Here is an 18,302-nt window from a genome sequence, read left to right as displayed (position 1 = left end):
GAACAAACCTATATAAGATGTAATCATCTCCCTAGACTAGAGGCATCTAGAATTAGAGTTTGCGGTTTAGATTAAAACCAATCGGAGAACGCTGATGAAAAAGGCACCTTATACAGAAATGAAACTTGTTAAGGTCCAGAAAAAAGTTGAGGCTGCTCAAACAGGTCCATCGAGAGTATGGCACCTCTGGCAACGTACCATAACTGGATATCCAAGTGCGGTGGTATGGATTTCTTTGATATGAAGCGACTGAATAGAGCTTGAAGAAGAGAGTTGATGTTTGAAGCAAACGTTCACTGAACTCTGTATCGACCACAGGGCTATTAAGGATAGCGTCAAAAAGAAAGATGTAAAACAGCCGTTTGATGAGTTCGGATTACGTAAAGAACTATCACGACGTGAGCCTGCGAAGAGCTTTTGGCGTAATGGGCGTACCGTTATTGACCAGATAGGTAAAGAGATACCCTTGTTATTATTGTCTTGCAAGCAGCCGATGAACGTTACTCTGTATACGGTTTTGGCATACTATTCATAGATGGGGATATCATAAGCGTATACATCGACTCTGCTGCGAACTGAAGCTGAACAAATGCCTTCGTGGGAAAAAGTGGTTATCAACAAGATAGCCATTGTTTCTCTGTATGCCAAAATACATTCGACCAATGCTGAACAATGGAATTCATGAGTGACTCACTAATGTGGGTAGACACTTCAGGGCGCTCAATGTTATCGATGACTTTAACTGTGAAGAGCTGATCATTGAAATTGACTGAACCTTCCCGCTCAAAGGGTTATTCATGTATTGGAGCGCATCATCGCGTGGTTAGCTTATCCGAGTCGGTTGCGTGAACAACAGTCTGGAGCTCGTCTCAACCACTTTAGCTGAATTGGCGGAGCAATATGAAATACTCAATATGTATGTGTTCATAACATTAATAAAGGTACGAGAATTAACGGAACACTAGATTTGAGGATGTAAAGATGAATGTGCTCACTTGACATGACCCCATTAGAATTCCTTACTAAGTTAAAATTGTTGGAAAACTCTAACTTAGGATGCCACTACTAAAGAAGAGATGTTTACAAAAGGGTTGACGTCATATTTTTTATCGAAAAGTATGGTATGCACTTCACCCATGAAATCTTAGCAACAGGGTTGCGTGACTAGGTAATATTGTCACGTGCTGAAGCTTAACCTAATAATAAAACCTTCTTCCAGCATCCCTCGAAAGAATACTTTAGCCCCACTTATTACACTGAAGTACAATGATTACTTGAGCATAATCCATAATGATCTATTTTTCGCTAAGAAGTATGTGTCGATATTTATTAACATATCTAGTCTTCCAAACACATTTTGAGTTGGACTACGCCTTTGAACGTTGAACATTAGGTGCTTTGCCTAATTTAGCCCTTAAGTAGCTAGTTATTTTCCAGATGTATGCTAACGTAATCGAGTAAATGACAAAGCACGTAACGAAGAGACCAAACATAATTGCTTCTGAAATGTTTGCAGTTTCGCCATAAATTCCGAAACTCGCATACAACATAGCAATAGAGCAAATTGTTACAAGAGTTTGTTTTGGACCTAGTCCCATACGTTGGAAAATATGGTGTAAATGCTCCCGGTCAGGTTTAAATGGTGAGTCACCTCTACGGATACGACGAAACATAATAGCGACCATATCCATCAATGGAACGGCTATTAGCCATAAAGCAGTCACTGGCCGTATCAAAGTTTCTCCTGCCTCTCTACTGTTTTGGCTGGCACTTAAGAGTATCCATATAACGCTAAATCCAATTAGCATACTGCCTGCATCTCCCATGAATACTTTACGAGTTCTGCCTAATAAGCCTAAGTTCATGCATATATAGGGTATCATTGCGACAACAATCACTAAGCAAAGGTAAGCTAAATTATGCTGAGAATCTAAACTCAACAATATTGCGATCGCACCAAAAGTTACTATTGATAGACCACCCAATAATCCATCAATACCATCTACCATATTGAATGCATTTATAGCTCCAATTACAGCAAGCGTAGTTATAAACAAGCTGAGTAACGGAGATTCAAAAATAATATTGCCAATACCAAACATGTCTCCAAGAAAATGAAGGCTTAATCCCCCAAAGTACACCATGATAATGGAAAGTGAAGCTTGGCAAGCCATCCTAATTTTGAAGCTGACGTCAAATTTGTCATCAAGAGCCCCCAGAATTGTAAGAAATGCAATACACCCTAGAAATAGCTCGCTATTTTGGATGAGATCGGACTTAAACAAAATGAAGTGACTCAGAGTTATACAAACTGATATTCCCCCAACCAGAGGTATTGTACCCGTATGTATTTTTCTTGCATTAGGGGTATCGACTAAACCAATACGCTTGGCTACCTTACGCATCAAAAATAACGTAGCAAACGAGGAGAAGAATACAAATAGTAGTTCTAGAAACATGACGTAAAGTTGAATTTATATGCTTGAGATTTATTAAAATTCCCCTACAGAGGGATGTGTAAGCATACCATTAAAACAGCTCGCAGATGTAGTTTTTATGTACCAAAATGCGTTTACTATTTATATACAGCAAGTTAGTCCAAATGACACCCCAGCATCTTAGAGAAGCTACTGTACAAACTTACCTTTCGGTTTAACGAGTTTTTCTTTTCAACTCAGGACAACGAGAGTTGAAGTTTTCAAGAGGTGGATTTTAAAGGAGAGTTAGTCTTCATGTGTGATCTGTACAAATGAGTAGGTCGCTACTTTTTTCTATTCTTTATATTTCTCCCTCATACTCTCTTAGTCTTTGATTTCATCCCCGTTTCATAATCCTACCCTAATCTAGTTTGTTAGATTTACCACAAAGCTCATTGTCTTTTTCATTGAGCGAAATAAGCGTGTAAGTTGCGCAAATCTAGATTGATGCTGTACTTATTAAACAGGTACGCATCTGACTTTGTCGGTAGGGTAGGTATAGATGAAAATTGCGATAGCAGGGACGGGATACGTAGGTTTATCCAATGCAGTTTTGTTAGCTCAACATAACCAAGTAATAGCAGTGGATGTCATTGAAGAAAAAGTAAACCTAATCAATGACAAGCTCTCACCGATATCAGACAGTGAGATCGAATCTTTTCTTCAGGACAAACCATTAAACCTTGTCGCCACATTGGACAAAGAAAAAGCATATAAAGATGCTGAGTTTGTCGTCATCGCTACTCCAACGGATTACGACCCGGTTACCAACTATTTCAATACCTCTTCAGTCGAGGCTGTTATCAAAGACGTTATGGCAATCAACCCAAACGCGACTATGGTGATTAAGTCTACAGTGCCAGTGGGTTATACCGAACGTATTAGAAAAGAACTAGGTTGTGAGAATCTGATATTTTCTCCAGAGTTCTTGAGAGAAGGGCGTGCGCTCTACGATAACCTTTACCCGTCTCGTATTATTGTTGGTGAACAGAGTGAACGAGCAGAGAAGTTTGCGAGTTTGTTGGTGCAAGGCGCTGAAAAAGAAAATATCGAAGTTTTGTTCACAAACTCGACAGAGGCAGAAGCAGTTAAACTGTTCTCTAATACTTACCTTGCCATGCGCGTAGCGTATTTTAACGAGTTAGATTCTTATGCAGAATCTCTGGGACTAGACACAAGACAAATCATTGAAGGTGTTGGGCTGGATCCCCGAATTGGCAACCACTATAACAACCCATCGTTTGGGTATGGTGGTTACTGTTTACCAAAAGACACGAAGCAGCTTCTGGCGAATTACCAGGATGTACCAAACAACATCGTTCAGGCGATTGTTGATGCCAACCGCACTCGTAAAGATTTTATTGCCGAGTCGATTCTGAAGAAGTCGCCAAAAGTCGTAGGCATTTATCGTCTTATAATGAAGGCGGGTTCTGATAACTTCCGCGCTTCAAGTATTCAGGGGATTATGAAACGCCTGAAAGCAAAGGGTGTTGAAGTTGTCGTTTACGAGCCAGTGTTGAAGGAAGAACAATTCTTTAATTCCCGTGTGATGACAGATTTTGAAGAATTTAAGTCAGTCTCTGACGTGATTGTATCTAACCGTATGGTTGAAGAGCTCAACGATGTAACGGAAAAAGTGTACACACGCGATTTATTTGGTAGTGACTAAATCTGGTTATTCGACTTATTAAAAGAAAGGGAGCTTCAACGCTCCCTTTCTTTTATCTGAATGTTGGATTACCGCACCAACCAAGATTTAGGATTCTGCGCTTTGCTGTTTCGGCGAATTTCGAAGTAAAGTGATGTTTTGTCTTGCCCGCCAGTGTCCCCCGCTAATGCGATGGTTTCTCCGGCGGTGACTTTATCGCCTTCTTTTTTCATCAAGGTTTGATTGAAGCCATACAGGGTCATATCCCCTTTCCCGTGGTCTAGAAGTACCAATAACCCATACCCACGAAGATATTCAGCGAAGACAACAGTACCAGGGTACACCGCTTTAACTGGTTGTTGGTGCTTGGCGGAAATCACCATGCCTTTCCAGTTTACCTGACCGGTTTGTTTAGTACCGTAGTTGTGAAGCACTCTGCCTCTTAATGGCCATGGTAGCTTGCCTTTTTGTCTGCTTAGACCATTCATTGGAATGGAAGCGCGCTTGGCGGCTTTGGCTATCTCGGCTTTCAGGCGATTTTCGTTGCGCTGAAGTTCGGCGAGATAGGTTTTGTCGTTTTTTATCGTGCTTTTAATTTTAGAAACGGTTTTCTTACGGCTGGATTGCGATGTGGTTAGCTCTTTCTTTTTAGATTTCTGCATTGCTAACAAGTCAGAGATTTCTTTTTGCTTTTGAGTCAGTGCACGGTGGTTGTGTTCTAAATCGGCTTCTGTTTTTTGGAGCGCTTCTATGGCTTTAGTGCGCTCTTTAGCAAGGTGTTGAAAGTAGTGACCAATTCGATCTAATTCGGCTTTATTGTCGCTTTGAAGCAGTGTGGCGGCATCGTACTTGCGACGGGTAATGTAGTAGGTTTTGACCAGCTCTTTTAGCGTATCGCTTTGCACCTTCTGCTGGGCTTCCAATTCAGATTTCTGTTTTTGGTACTGAGTCAGGTTGCCATTGGCTTTTTTTAGGGCAGATTGAGTCTGGCTGATTGCTTTCTCTATCGCGTTGATAGAAAGCTCGTGTTTCTTTAGCGCACTTTGAAGCTGATTAAGCTGCTTTTGATTCTTGTTGAGCTGCGTCTGCTGGCGTGAAATCTCTGACTTAACGCCTTTTAACTCGGTTTGCGTTGCGGCATTGACGCTGAGAGCTGGGAAAATGAGAGCCAGAAAACATGACAAAACGCCAGTGCGAAAGGCACTGGCGTTAAATGAATGCTGTGATTGAAACAGGTTCATCCTTAACAATAATTCCGCCATAAGGGGAGGCTGAATCTCCTCAGCCTCTTGATTATGACAATGATTATTTCAGATTAACGATTACCTGACCAGTCATCTCCGCAGGGATTTCTGTATCTGTTAGCTCAAGCATAGTCGGAGCAAGGTCAGAAAGCTTACCACCTTCAACAAACTCAACGTTGCGCTCACCTACGTATACTAGCGGTACAGGAAGAGTCGTGTGCGCCGTGTGAACGCCACCTGTTGCTGGGTCTACCATCATTTCTGCGTTACCGTGGTCCGCAGTGATCAGAACCTGGCCGCCTACTTCACGAATGGCTTCAACTACACGACCTACACATGTATCTACTGCTTCGATAGCTTTTACTGCTGCTTCGTAAACACCTGTGTGACCTACCATGTCTGGGTTAGGGTAGTTACAGATGATGGAGTCGTACTTACCAGACTTAATCGCCTCAACAAATTTGTCTGTCAGCTCTTCTGAGCTCATTTCTGGCTGAAGGTCGTAAGTTGCGACTTTTGGAGAAGCAACCAGGCTGCGATCTTCACCTTCAAATTCAGTTTCAACACCGCCGTTGAAGAAGAAAGTTACGTGTGCGTACTTTTCAGTTTCAGACATACGAAGCTGAGTTTTACCTTGCTTAGATAGCCACTCACCTAGTGTGTTGTCTAGAGATGCTGGTGGGAAAGCTGTTGCAAGAGGAATGTCTGCAGCGTATTGAGTCAGCATGACAAATTCAACAGATGGGAATACGTTGCGCTCAAAACCAGCAAAATCTGTAACGAAAGTGCGGGTGATTTGACGAGCACGGTCAGCGCGGTAGTTCATGAAGAGTACTGCATCGCCGTCTTGAATACTTGCGTCTTCTTGACCTTCTGCTTTGATAGCCGTCGCTTTAACAAACTCGTCGTTTTCGTCACGAGCGTAAGCCGCTTCAAGACCAGAAACAGCGCTGTCTGCACTGAATTCTGCTTTTGCTTCAGTCAGAAGTTCGTATGCCGCTTGCACGCGATCCCAGTTGTTGTCACGGTCCATAGCGTAGTAACGACCAACCAGAGAAGCAATACGACCTTTACCTAGCTCTGCGAACAGTGCATCAAAACGCTTTAGTGAGTTCTCTGCACTGCGTGGCGGAGTGTCACGACCGTCTAGGAAGCAGTGTAGGTAGATTTTTTCAGCGCCGCGTGCTGCTGCCATTTTAACAGCTGCGTAGATGTGATCTTCATGGCTGTGAACACCACCTGGTGACATCAGACCCATCAGGTGAACTGCTTTGCCAGCTTCAACTGCTTTGTCGATAGCACTAACGAGTGCTTCTGTCTGCTCAAATTCACCATCCGCGATAGACTTTGTAATGCGGGTTAGGTCTTGGTAAACAATACGACCAGCACCAATGTTGGTGTGACCCACTTCTGAGTTACCCATTTGACCGTCAGGCAGACCCACATCCATACCAGATGAAGAGATCAGAGTGTTTGGGCAAGTGGCAAGCAGATCGTCCATTACCGGTGTATTTGCATTCGCAATCGAGTTGCTTTCGATTTCTTCACGGTGTCCCCACCCATCCAGAATAACAAGAGCCATTGGCTTCTTAGCTGACATAGTTCTAACCTCGTCAAATTCAAAGTAACTGTTAAATCAAATTAGCGTAATTTTACTACACTTCTTAGGGCAAACTGTAGCCTTAGATCAAATAATGATGAGGCTTGGCTGTTACAAGTTTTCAAAATCACCGCTATCTGCCGGGAATTATTGCGAATTATGCACCATAAAGAAAATGATTTTCATCAGTAGCGCAATTGGGGAGGGGCGAATTATGCTGGCTCAGTGTTACTTGTAAACATAAATGTCTATGCTATCGCAATGAATAGAGCACGCTGTCAGCGTATGGCTGCCTGTTGGCATAGAATCAAAGGTTAGAATAGATTTTTCTATCGGCACATCATTCAAATACCAGTCAACCTGTTCTATCGATGCTTTCAATTGAAAAGTTTGGTTTGGATAAGGAAAAAACTGCATCCCGCTTTGTGGGGAGAGTACCTTCACTTTTTTGGTGGCACTTTCTGTCTCGTCCGTTAAGGAAACACCTTTGGCTAAAGACCACTGAAGAAGTGGTGTTGGCCACTTGTGTAACGTGTTTAAAGGCTCCTGGAAGCGCAACGTCGGTGGCGCTTGTTCATCAATGAGCCAGGCTGTTTGTGCACTGATACAGTGTTCGCTTTCAACACTGTTTTTCATTAGTCCACTTGGCCAGCAAACCTCACTGGCCGTGACATTTTCTGGTTTGAGTATTGGTTCGTTTTCTGGTGGAAGCAGGTCAAAAATATCAAACATAATGGGCGCTGCTTGCTTGGCGCCAGTCTTTCCAACGTTAGGAGAGCCATCCGGTCTGCCAACCCATACGCCGACCGTATATTTTTTGCTGACCCCGATAGACCAGGCATCGCGAAAACCGTAGCTGGTGCCTGTTTTCCATGCCACCTTTCTGCCATAAGCTGGCGCAAAACGCTCGGGTGGCGGAATCTGCGAGAGGATGTCGAATATTACCCAGCTTGCAGAAGGGGAGAGTAATGGTGTTACGTGGCTGGGAGCGTCTTTTACATATCTGGGATGAACAGCGGTTCCGTGTCGGGCAAGCGCTGAATACAAAGAAACTAATCCCGATAAGTTAGTACCCACCCCGCCAAGTGCAACCGTAAGGTTCGGGTCATTCGCTTTTAAGGGAATGTGGCTGCTGGTGAGCCAGTCGAGAAATTGTTGTGATCCCATCTGACTCAGCACCTGAACAACGGTGGCATTTTTTGAAAGCTGCAATGCTCGATCTAACCGAATAGGACCACTGAAATAGCGATTAAAGTTTTGCGGTTGATAGTCTCCATGCGAAATGGGGATATCCATCAGTAAACTGCCGCTGTGAACCAGTCTTTTTTCCAGAGCAAGACCATAGATAAAAGGCTTGAGCGTGGAACCCGGAGAGCGTAATGCGTGCACCATATCCACATGTCCATAACGGCGCAGGTTATTGAAGTCGGCAGATCCTTTGTAAGCAATCACTTCCCCTGACTCATTATCCATCACTAAAACAGCGCTCGACAGCGCGGTTGACCAACTCACTGAACGCTGAGTTATCAAGTCTTCAATCGACGCCTGCAAAGTTTGATCAACAAAAGTGCTAAACGTCGGCTGTTCAGGGCTGGCTAAATGAAGCCTTCTCGCCAGAAGAGGGCTTAAAACGGGCGGGAAATAGCGAGAGGCATCCAGAGGTGTCGCCAACAAGAGCTTTAACGTTTCATCGGTAAGTGCTAACTCACTCTGAACGCGCTTCAACACTTTGTTTCTTGCCGCCAAGGCTTTTTCGGGGTGACGATCTGGTCTGGTGCTGGTGGGGCGCTGTGGAAGTACCACCAGAGTCAGTGCTTCCGTTAAATTTAAATCCTGAGCCGACTTACCAAAATATCGCTGGGCACCCGCTTCCACTCCCTCAATGTTGCCACCCATAGGGGTGTGCGTCAGGTAAAGATCGAGAATCTCTTCCTTTGAGTAGTGAAGTTCAAGCTGGAGAGCCCGAAAAATTTGCTCAGCCTTACCCCAATAAGAACGCTCATACGGGTAAAACATACGAGCGACCTGCATGGTAATGGTTGAACCGCCTGAAATGACACGCCCGTTTAAAACTTGCTGAGCAAGGGCGCGAGCCAACGAAAAGGGATTAAACCCCGGATGGTAGTAAAAATACTTGTCTTCGTACTCCAAAAGGGCGCTGAGATAAACCTCAGACACCGGTCGGCTAACATTGCCTTCCTCAATCTGATGATGGATTGGAATGCGAAATATACCTTTGGAATTAGAAAACTGTCTGAGGACTTCACCATTGCGACTGTAGACAGTCGTGCTGTGGTCAAACTTTTCCTCAAGATCCAGAGGAGACAAAGCATTGGCAACAAAAAAAGACAAGACTGCAAGTACCACCATGACGCCGGTGATACTTGCAGCCCAAACCAATCCTTTTCTGAGTTTCAAAGCCATACCTCGGCTTAGCCTCTATGGTCGAATGGTGATCGACGGAATGGATTGATAAGGCTTGTAAATCAGCTTCTCAGGCTGATACATGTTTTCCATAAACATAGCTGGAATTGCCGATTCTCCTGGGGTTTCAGCTCGTAATACATAGTTAATGCGATACTGACTGCCCGATTTCATGTTAGTAGAAGCCACCAGACGATCGTTGCGATACTCAAGCATGTCCCAACTGCTGCTTTTCACCACTTTCGCTGCTTTGATGATTTCTGCGCTGTTGGTGAATTGAGGGTTCTCAAGCACAAAGCCCGTCGGAAGGTATTCAACAATCAGTGCATTGTTTGTTTTTTCCCTAAGATTGTAATCGACAGACACTATCAGCTTGTCACCGACCTTGAGTGGTTCTCCCTTGTACTTATCGCCGTTTTCATAGCGGTAAGAACGGATGGCTTGTCGGAACTGAATCGTGGATTGTAAGTATTCCGGTTTAGCTAGCCCTTTGGTTGCGATCTGAATGAAAACGGGCTGATTACTCGGATTGGAAAGGGTACTTCCTACTGCCAGCAGCTCGTGCCCAGAAGATTTCGCCGTCGACTCACGCTCAGTGCCATTTTCAGAAATCTCGATGGAAACCGATGTGCCGCTATCTTGCTTCAATGCAATACCTGCACGAACTAGTGCCATGCGTTCCTGAGTGCTGAGCCAGTTTCTCTGAGCAGACAGTTCCATAACGCGAATTGCCAGTCGGTTTCTCAGCGAAAGCATTTCAGGGCTCAGTTTTATCACCTTGCGAACGTCTTCCAGGATCGCAATCGTCATCGCCATATCGCGAATATTACTGCCGTATTCGTAATAACGAGTCCGGCTGCGCATCGTGTCCGACTCTGTCCAACTGAAGAATTTCTCCCCTTGATTGGTTTGACCGTTCAGAAGGAATGCGCCGCCAAAATGCGCTGCGGATAAGCGTGAAATGGCGTGATTTGGTTTGTCGGTCAACTGCTGCGATGTGTTGTACAGCTGAGCATTGTTGACCAGACCAGCTTTAGCTCCGAGCCACAAGGCATAGAAATGACTGGCTTGATCTGCTTTGCCATTTCGGATGAGTCGTGTCAGGTTTTCTTTTGCTCGCTCCAGCATCTTGGCAGGAACCACATCATGAAAGCGTGCATTGGCTTCCAGGAGGTATTCGGTCACGTACATGCTGAGCCAGTCGTCCGCGTCACCATGTCTGCTCCACAGGGAAAAGCTGCCGTTGCTTTTCTGCATGGTAGACAAACGGTTCATCGAATCTTCAATGATTTGACGAACGGGTTTATCGCCCGCTGCTTTGGCTTTTATTGCCGTTAAGTCTGAATCGTCAAACAACCACGGCATTGCTTTACTGGTGGTCTGCTCAGCACAGCCATACGGGTAGCGGAACAGCCCCTGAGCGTATTCAGCAATGTTGACCTGAGGCGAGCGAGAGAAGGTGACAGCGGCAAACTGCTCGGTAAAGTCCTGGTAATCTTTCCATAAGTCCGGTGTAAGGGTGTAAGTGCTGCCTTCGGCGGTACCTGAATCAATAGCATCCGAACTGGGCGCTAGTGTAATCAGAGTGCGCTGGCTTGCCATGGGCTGCCCGATACGCACTGGAATATCCCAGTCACGCTGCTGGTGGTAGCGAGTACCATCTTCACCCGTCGCATCTATGGTGAGTTTCAGAGTGATAATTTCTGAATTTGATTGAATTTTGCCAATGTTGAACGGAACGGGCACACCAGTGCGCTCGCCATCCTGAAGGGTAAACTCGAACGACGTTTCCCCCGGTAAAGAGAGAATGTCTCCACCTTCTATCGAAGCTTTCACCGTCTGATTTGTACCGGAGGTATTAAACAGCTCCATGTAAGTTTGACTCGAATCCTCTGGAGTCAGGAAACGTGGTACTGCCAACTCCGCCACAATAGGTGCCGAAATAGTCACATTAGACTCCGACTGACCATATTGGCTGTCGGTAAATGCCATCGCCACAACCTGAGCCTGACCATTGTAATCCGGGATATCCACGGTGATGTTGGCTTCGCCATTTTGGTCGAACTGCACCAATTCAGACATAATGGTGATGGTTTTGCTTTCTACCAGATCATCATTGCTCACGTTCAGGTCAATCTCCTGATCGCCGCCATAGCGGTGACGCGTCACGAAGGAATCCGGACGAATCTGGTAGAAGCGGGAATACATATCGATGACATCACTTTGGTAGCGACGGTGCGAGAAGAACCAGTCTGCCATCACAGGCGGCTCATACTTCGCGAGATTGATGATGCCTCTGTCTACCAAAGAAAGCGTGACCCACGCTTTTTGCTCTAAGGGTTTGTCCAGCTTGACCTTGATGGTAGCAGGCTCTAGTGGCAGCAGCTTATCCGCGTGCTCAATACTCACAGGTAAAACCCTGTCTTTGCGATCAAGCATTACGGGGGCAATAGCAAAGAAACGTCTAGGCAGAGCTTTAGCTCCTGCTTGCTGCTCAGCGGCACTGCTGACTAACGTGGCAGTGACATAAAGGTCGTGACGATTCAGGCTGGCATCAATTGGCAGAGTGAACTGATGTTCGCCTGCTTCAATCACATGACGCTGCTGCAAAAGCGACTGTCCGCCATCCAGGCTCAACTGAAGTTCACCCGCTTGCTTGCTGAATACGGTTACCTGAACGTCATCGCCTGCCGTGTAACGCTTTTTATCAAGCGTCATAGACAACTGATCCGGTTTTACAGGTTGCTGTGCGCTGCCTTCATTCCAACCAGCCCAGAAAGGGAATCGTGTAACTGTACCTTGCTCGGTGGTTATCGTAAGGCGATAGCGTCCCCACTCGACATTCACTTGAAGTGGAATGGCTTTTCCTGCTTCAGTGAGAAGGTTATCTGCCTGGACTGGTCGCCATTTATCGTCACTGCGAATATCCCAGCCACTGCTTTCGCTGTAAACCCAGTAGTATCCGCCCGCATTGCGCTCTAAAACATAATCAAGGTTGCCTGCTTGCAGGGTTTTACCATCTCCGCTGAGCAAACCCACCTGAAATTCAACGCTGCTGTATGAGTTAATGTCATCATCTGGTGCTTTAATTCCGGCTAATGGTTTTCCTGACCACAACTGACGCTGCTGATTGCGAGAAACGCTTGCACCACCCGTCTCAAACAGTTCAAACGTGAATAAGGCATTGACCGGCGACTTCATCAGTTCAGGCGCATACAGTGGGAAGGTTAGGGAGTACTTACCATTGTCATCAAGCTTGATGTCTTCGATATCAGGAACATCGCGCCAGTAAGAAATGTTAAACGGCTGACCGACATAAAAATCACTCAGGTCGGTGTCAAAGTAATGGGTTGGCTGGTAATGCGTGTCTATCGAGACACGATTCTGTGCTGCCGGTGATCCAAACAGATATTTACCTTCCAGTTCTACCGTGGTTTTAGCGGCTCCTAATTTAATGGATTTAGGCATATCCACCGTCAAGTCCATACGCTCTGGAACAAACTCGCTCACATCAAAGGTGAATGTGCTGATCGGCGCTTTGGCTTTTTTGTGTAGCTTTATTTGAGCGACCCACTTACCTAATGGCGCACTGGCTGGAATGGCGTATTCGTCACTGAAGAAGCCATTTGCTGAAGCAGGGTTTAACCAACGACTTGCGGCAATACTCTGGTCGGGCTTGATGTATTCCACATACAAGCGATGCACGTCCTGCAGTACTTCACCATCCTGATCTCGGGCAATGATATTGAGAGGCAGAACTTCTCCCGGACGGAACAGATCCCGATTGGAATAAATAAAGGCTTCGTGGTCTTGATATTGTCTGCCCGCTACTTTGTAATCCGAGAGATCCAGAGGCATTTCACGAAGTGGAAGGAGGCTGACCTCTTCGCCTTTCTGAACGAACAGGATATCGCCCTGTTTGACTTCGTAATCGAATTGAGCAAAACCGTCCGTCGACTTGCCAAGTGCCGTGACATTGCCGTCTCTGTGATGGATCGAAATGTTGGCATCAGTGATGGCAGATGAATCCGAGAAAGAAGAGAGGTAGACCGCCAGTTGCTCAGGAAAGACTTTGGTTTGAATACCGACATCGGTCAGTGCCACCTGAATGGCTTTTTCACTGTCGTAACTGTAGCTGCCAGTCGGTTTAATAATCAACAGGTACCAGCCATTGACCAGCTCGTCAGGTAAGAAAAGCTCAGTGTATTGGGACTGATTGGCTTTGCCAGCAGGAATATCGAAATTCAGAACCGTTATCGGAGCCGTTGAACTGGTCAGCCGGTTCAGTGCCCATCGATCAGGTTGTGAAGAGTAATGCGAAGTGTTGAGAAACGCTGCAGGGTTAGAAACCTTCAATACTTCAACTGAAACCTGTTCAACGTTCACCGTAGAAATCGGGATACTGCGCTTTCCGTTGGCTGGCACCACAGGTCCTCGCCCGATGACTTCCACCGTTGGGTCTTTTCGATAGATACTGACCGTGTGTTCTGACTTATCCTCGTATTTCAGCCCCTGATTCAAAGTGAGAACGTAATTCTTCCCCACCTCGATGTCTGCATAGATAAGCGCCGTCTTGGCTTTATTGAATACCCAGGTATTCGGTAGTTCCTCACCACCTTTGGTCGAGATGGACACCGCATTCTGGAAAGGCACCTGCTCATCAAACTGCACAATAATGGCGGAAGCACCGTTGTGCGTGTAATTCCCGAGGTAGCTGATTTTGGCGTCTGCCCATGACAGAAATGAGCAAAGGGTCAAAGCGAAAGCAAGCGTGATTTGAACAAGTCGTCTCATGGCGGTTCCTTTACCGAATAGTTCAACTGGTCGTATTTAATTGCAATTGTGCGCAGACTATACAATATCTCCAACGGTTTGTATAAATGTCATTGCATATGTTGTTGATTTAATTCAATAGTATCGATTTTTATGAGTTTGGTTCAAAACCCCAAAACTATTGTCAATCTTGGGTCAGAAGCCAAAGATTGGAGACCTGAAAGGTGAGCATTGCCTCTTATTTCACTTCTTTCAACAACCATTATCGAATTTCGGCACCTTCGACGTTATACTCTGCCCTTTACAGACACCCGCGTAAGCGTTGCAAGAGCGTAGGACATGCAAGAATATTTAGATTTTATTTCCAATAACACCATTCTAGTGATGGTATGGGCCGGTATTTTCGTCGCCCTTGTCGTCAATATTTTTAAGAGCAAAACCGCAGGCTATAAAGAAGTGACTGCCGCAGAAGTGACCAACATGATGAACCGCGAAGATGGCGTGGTTGTTGACATTCGTTCCAAGGACGAATTCAAGAAAGGTCATATTACAGGCGCAGTTCACATTTTGCCTTCAGATATCAAAAATGGTTCCATCGCGAGCCTTGAAAAGCATAAATCGAACCCAATCATTGTGGTATGCAAAACAGGTCAAACTGCGCAAGCAAGTGCGAATGAGCTGAACAAAGCTGGTTTTGAGAAGGTTTACTTACTGAAAAATGGCTTGATTGCGTGGAATGAAGCGAATCTACCATTGGTACGTGGTAAGAAATAAGGTTCGTGGTAAGAAATAATTTTCACAGATACCTACACAGGTTTTCATGCCTTGGCGTTGCCGGGGCAAATATATTGATTAAAGGATTTTGACAATGGCTGAAGCAGCACCTCAAGAAGCAAACCAAAACTTTGCAATTCAACGTATCTTCCTAAAAGACGTTTCTTTCGAAACGCCAAACTCTCCAGAAATCTTCCAAACAGAATGGACGCCAGACGTAAAACTGGATCTGGACACGCAAAGCCGTGAACTGGGTGAGAACGTATACGAAGTTGTACTTCGTCTGACTGTTACTGTGAAAAACGGTGACACAGAAAATGAGAAAACTGCTTTCCTATGTGAAGTTCAGCAAGGTGGTATCTTCACAGCAGAAAACATGGAAGCGGGTCAACTGGCTCACTGCCTAGGTGCTTTCTGCCCGAACATCCTATTCCCATACGCTCGTGAAACGATTTCCAGCCTAGTGGTTAAAGGTACGTTCCCTCAACTGAACCTAGCGCCAGTTAACTTCGACGCTCTGTTCATGAACTACCTACAGCAGCAAGCTCAGGAAGGCGAAGCGCAAGCTTAATCGCCTTAACCACAGCCTGAAAAGGCTGTGGAATTTTGATTGTTATGCACATCAAATCTCACGATGCGATGTGCATTTTTATTATGTACCTGCCTCACAAGCATACGGTAACGTTTTTTGAGTATACTAACTCCATACTCACGACATGTATCGGGTGGAACGATGACACAACCTCAAAGCAACCAACACAGTACCAATAATTACAATGGCAAAGAGATAGCCATGACTGTGATTGGCGCTGGTTCTTACGGCACATCTCTGGCTATTTCATTAGCGCGCAATGGTGCAAATGTGATTCTGTGGGGGCACGAGCCGGAGCATATGGCGCGTCTGCAAGCCGACAGAGCAAACCACGAATTTCTGCCAGGAATTGAATTCCCACCCACACTGATTATTGAAGACAACTTAGAGAAAGCCGTACAGGCAAGCCGCGATCTGCTGGTGGTTGTCCCAAGCCATGTCTTTGGCATTGTATTGGATAGCATCAAACCTGTTTTGCGTGAAGATTCCAGAATTTGCTGGGCGACGAAAGGTTTGGAGCCGGAAACAGGTCGTTTGCTAAAAGAGGTAGCGCAAGAACAACTTGGTGAACGTTATCCTTTAGCGGTGTTGTCTGGTCCTACGTTTGCAAAAGAATTAGCTCAAGGATTGCCAACGGCTATTTCAGTGGCGTCTCCAGATTCGGACTTTGTGAAAGATCTGCAGGAGAAAATCCATTGTAGCAAGACATTCCGCGTGTACGCCAATAGCGACTTTATTGGTATGCAGCTTGGCGGTGCAGTGAAAAACGTGATTGCCATCGGTGCCGGTATGTCTGATGGCATCGGATTTGGTGCCAACGCAAGAACGGCACTGATCACCCGAGGTCTGGCTGAAATGACCCGGTTAGGCGCTGCATTAGGAGCGCAGCCTGAAACCTTTATGGGAATGGCCGGATTAGGCGACTTGGTACTGACCTGTACCGACAACCAGTCTCGAAACCGTCGGTTCGGTTTGGCACTTGGGCAGGGCAAAGATGTAGATACTGCTCAGGAAGAAATTGGTCAGGTAGTCGAAGGGTATCGCAACACCAAAGAAGTGTGGGTACTTTCAGAGCGCATGGGTGTTGAAATGCCAATAGTTGAACAAATCTATCAAGTATTGTATCAAGGTAAGGATGCGCGCATGGCGGCCCAAGACCTGCTCGCGCGTGACAAAAAAGCAGAAGCTTAAATGACTTTGTGGCAGTTGGCGCTGCCTCATTTTCAAGGAAGATCGGAATACCACAATGAAGCAATGTGAAAAACAGAAGGTCTGGAAAGCCATCGTCAGAGAGGCGAGAGAGCAATCGGAGCAAGAGCCGATGCTTGCCAGTTTCTACCATGCAACCATCATCAATCATGACAGTTTGGGGGCTGCGCTGAGTTACATCTTAGCCAACAAACTCAAGACAGCCTCAATGCCAGCTATGGCAGTACGTGAAGTGGTGGAACAGGCATTTAATTCAGATCCCGATCTGACAGCCTCTGCAGCATGCGACATTTGTGCGACGGTCAATCGAGATCCAGCGGTTGCCATGTATTCTATGCCATTGCTTTACCTGAAAGGGTTTCACGCACTTCAAGGTTACCGAGTGGCAAACTGGTTGTGGAAACAAGGGCGCGTTGCGCTAGCCACTTACCTGCAAAATCAGATTTCGGTGGCATGTCAGGTGGATATTCACCCGGCGGCGCGGATAGGAAAAGGCATCATGCTCGACCACGCAACGGGTATCGTCATCGGTGAAACCGCAGTGGTTGAAGATGATGTGTCTATTTTGCAGGACGTGACGTTAGGTGGTACGGGTAAGGAGAGCGGCGACCGACATCCGAAGATCCGCGAAGGTGTCATGATCGGAGCTGGTGCTAAGATTCTTGGCAACATCGAGGTAGGCGAAGGCGCTAAGATTGGCTCCTGTTCTGTGGTCTTACAGGCGGTTCCTGAGCATACCACCGTCGCTGGTGTACCGGCCAAAATCGTCGGTCGACCAAAAAGTGACAAGCCCTCACTCGACATGGATCAGCAATTTAACGGCAAATCCCAGACTTTCATCGGCGGAGACGGTATATAGTCCACATCGCCAACTGAACCACTTGAGTAATTGTCGCTCAAGTGGTTTTATAGTCTTTGGAGCCTGTAAACTCCTCCTTCACAATTCTAATAATAAAATCATAACGTCGGTTAAATGGAACACTCGCAACTTTTTAAAACTCTGACTCTACATGCGTTGCTGCATCTTCAGTTTCAAATTCAGTCAAACCCTCGCACTTTGCTTTCAACAGCAAAGAAAAACGAGGCGTTGGTGCGTTGGTTCAAACCCAAGTTAAAGCTCAATAAATACAAATCCATCCGCAAGCAAATCAAGCTTTTTGTACAGCTAAATAAGCATTCGAACGCCAATTTAGAGCGATTTCTTGAAGGGTTGGTATTGGGTGAAGACGGAAAACCCGGTTACCCGCATCTTGATGGCTACCTGCTGCTGATCAATGAGATAGAAAAGAAACTCGGGACAACGGTTGTGCTTTCAACGCCAGAAGCGCTGGATCTCGACCACAATAAAAATGGCTGTCTGGTGGCGGTGCTTTCACAAGATTTGAACGTACACTTTAACGATACCAACCAGCTTCAGGTGGGCATTCCCATGTTGTTTCGCGGCAATCAGTCTCACCGACACACCTTTTTAGGGGCGATATACGCCAACAGTCAGTTTGACTATGACGTCGATTACGAAGACGAACATTTTATTCGCATCCTATTGAAAGTTAGTGACTAA

General features: G+C 45.8%; 11 protein-coding genes and 1 pseudogene. 7 read left to right on the top strand and 5 right to left on the bottom strand.

The genetic code is table 11. From position 1 onward, the window contains the following. Positions 1-94: 94 nt before the first annotated feature. Positions 95-1,069 (top strand): annotated as a pseudogene (locus tag QMG91_RS17105) (IS3 family transposase). Positions 1,070-1,367: 298 nt separating this feature from the next. Here QMG91_RS17105 and wecA read toward each other — a convergent pair. Further along, positions 1,368-2,459, bottom strand: a complete 1,092-nt coding sequence (gene wecA / locus QMG91_RS17100) for a UDP-N-acetylglucosamine--undecaprenyl-phosphate N-acetylglucosaminephosphotransferase (protein ID WP_281827832.1) — start codon at positions 2,457-2,459, stop codon at positions 1,368-1,370. Between the two features lie 520 nt (positions 2,460-2,979). On the opposite strand from wecA, the gene QMG91_RS17095 reads away from it, so the two are divergent. Then, positions 2,980-4,146, top strand: a complete 1,167-nt coding sequence (locus QMG91_RS17095; RefSeq protein WP_281827830.1) for a nucleotide sugar dehydrogenase — start codon at positions 2,980-2,982, stop codon at positions 4,144-4,146. Positions 4,147-4,214: 68 nt separating this feature from the next. Here QMG91_RS17095 and QMG91_RS17090 read toward each other — a convergent pair whose 3' ends face one another. The 4 genes from QMG91_RS17090 to QMG91_RS17075 form a co-directional block, all read right to left on the bottom strand. Continuing rightward, a complete protein-coding gene (locus QMG91_RS17090) occupies positions 4,215-5,366 on the bottom strand; it encodes a murein hydrolase activator EnvC family protein (RefSeq protein ID WP_281827828.1) in 1,152 nt (383 codons plus the stop codon). Between the two features lie 64 nt (positions 5,367-5,430). After that, positions 5,431-6,969 (bottom strand): 2,3-bisphosphoglycerate-independent phosphoglycerate mutase, encoded by a 1,539-nt coding sequence (gene gpmM / locus QMG91_RS17085; protein WP_281827826.1) that lies wholly within the window; start codon positions 6,967-6,969, stop codon positions 5,431-5,433. 228 nt (positions 6,970-7,197) lie between these two features. Continuing rightward, a complete protein-coding gene (pbpC, locus tag QMG91_RS17080) occupies positions 7,198-9,387 on the bottom strand; it encodes a penicillin-binding protein 1C (protein WP_281827824.1) in 2,190 nt (729 codons plus the stop codon). A 21-nt stretch (positions 9,388-9,408) separates the two neighbouring features. Beyond that, the gene (locus tag QMG91_RS17075) at positions 9,409-14,187 is read right to left on the bottom strand and encodes an alpha-2-macroglobulin family protein (protein ID WP_281827822.1); all 4,779 of its coding nucleotides are present in this window, start codon (positions 14,185-14,187) and stop codon (positions 9,409-9,411) included. Between the two features lie 318 nt (positions 14,188-14,505). Between QMG91_RS17075 and QMG91_RS17070 the strand changes: the two genes are divergently transcribed. From QMG91_RS17070 to QMG91_RS17050, 5 genes are all read left to right on the top strand, one after another. Next, on the top strand, positions 14,506-14,940 hold the full coding sequence (locus tag QMG91_RS17070; RefSeq protein ID WP_004405401.1) for a rhodanese-like domain-containing protein: 435 nt from the start codon (positions 14,506-14,508) through the stop codon (positions 14,938-14,940). Positions 14,941-15,034: 94 nt separating this feature from the next. Then, positions 15,035-15,511 carry a protein-export chaperone SecB gene (secB, locus tag QMG91_RS17065; protein ID WP_004405399.1) on the top strand — a complete coding sequence of 159 codons (477 nt, stop codon included), beginning with the start codon at positions 15,035-15,037 and terminating at the stop codon, positions 15,509-15,511. Between the two features lie 162 nt (positions 15,512-15,673). Then, positions 15,674-16,723 carry an NAD(P)H-dependent glycerol-3-phosphate dehydrogenase gene (gpsA, locus tag QMG91_RS17060; RefSeq protein WP_004405397.1) on the top strand — a complete coding sequence of 350 codons (1,050 nt, stop codon included), beginning with the start codon at positions 15,674-15,676 and terminating at the stop codon, positions 16,721-16,723. Between the two features lie 55 nt (positions 16,724-16,778). Then, positions 16,779-17,600, top strand: a complete 822-nt coding sequence (gene cysE / locus QMG91_RS17055) for a serine O-acetyltransferase (protein ID WP_004405395.1) — start codon at positions 16,779-16,781, stop codon at positions 17,598-17,600. 114 nt (positions 17,601-17,714) lie between these two features. Continuing rightward, positions 17,715-18,302, top strand: coding sequence for a DUF2913 family protein (locus tag QMG91_RS17050; protein ID WP_004405393.1), 588 nt, complete (start codon positions 17,715-17,717; stop codon positions 18,300-18,302).

It is taken from the genome of Vibrio nigripulchritudo (assembly GCF_027924785.1).
In the GTDB taxonomy this organism is placed as follows: Bacteria; Pseudomonadota; Gammaproteobacteria; order Enterobacterales; family Vibrionaceae; genus Vibrio; species Vibrio nigripulchritudo.
Note: the sequence above shows the minus strand (reverse complement) of the source record. Positions and strands in the feature narration are given on the sequence as shown.

What these genes read in the sequence shown, in the direction of transcription:
- wecA (WP_281827832.1), bottom strand. Translation starts at nt 2,459, where the DNA reads ATGTTTCTAGAACTACTATTTGTATTCTTCTCCTCGTTTGCTACGTTA.
- QMG91_RS17095 (WP_281827830.1), top strand. Translation starts at nt 2,980, where the DNA reads ATGAAAATTGCGATAGCAGGGACGGGATACGTAGGTTTATCCAATGCA.
- QMG91_RS17090 (WP_281827828.1), bottom strand. Translation starts at nt 5,366, where the DNA reads ATGAACCTGTTTCAATCACAGCATTCATTTAACGCCAGTGCCTTTCGC.
- gpmM (WP_281827826.1), bottom strand. Translation starts at nt 6,969, where the DNA reads ATGTCAGCTAAGAAGCCAATGGCTCTTGTTATTCTGGATGGGTGGGGA.
- QMG91_RS17075 (WP_281827822.1), bottom strand. Translation starts at nt 14,187, where the DNA reads ATGAGACGACTTGTTCAAATCACGCTTGCTTTCGCTTTGACCCTTTGC.
- QMG91_RS17070 (WP_004405401.1), top strand. Translation starts at nt 14,506, where the DNA reads ATGCAAGAATATTTAGATTTTATTTCCAATAACACCATTCTAGTGATG.
- secB (WP_004405399.1), top strand. Translation starts at nt 15,035, where the DNA reads ATGGCTGAAGCAGCACCTCAAGAAGCAAACCAAAACTTTGCAATTCAA.
- gpsA (WP_004405397.1), top strand. Translation starts at nt 15,674, where the DNA reads ATGACACAACCTCAAAGCAACCAACACAGTACCAATAATTACAATGGC.
- cysE (WP_004405395.1), top strand. Translation starts at nt 16,779, where the DNA reads ATGAAGCAATGTGAAAAACAGAAGGTCTGGAAAGCCATCGTCAGAGAG.
- QMG91_RS17050 (WP_004405393.1), top strand. Translation starts at nt 17,715, where the DNA reads ATGGAACACTCGCAACTTTTTAAAACTCTGACTCTACATGCGTTGCTG.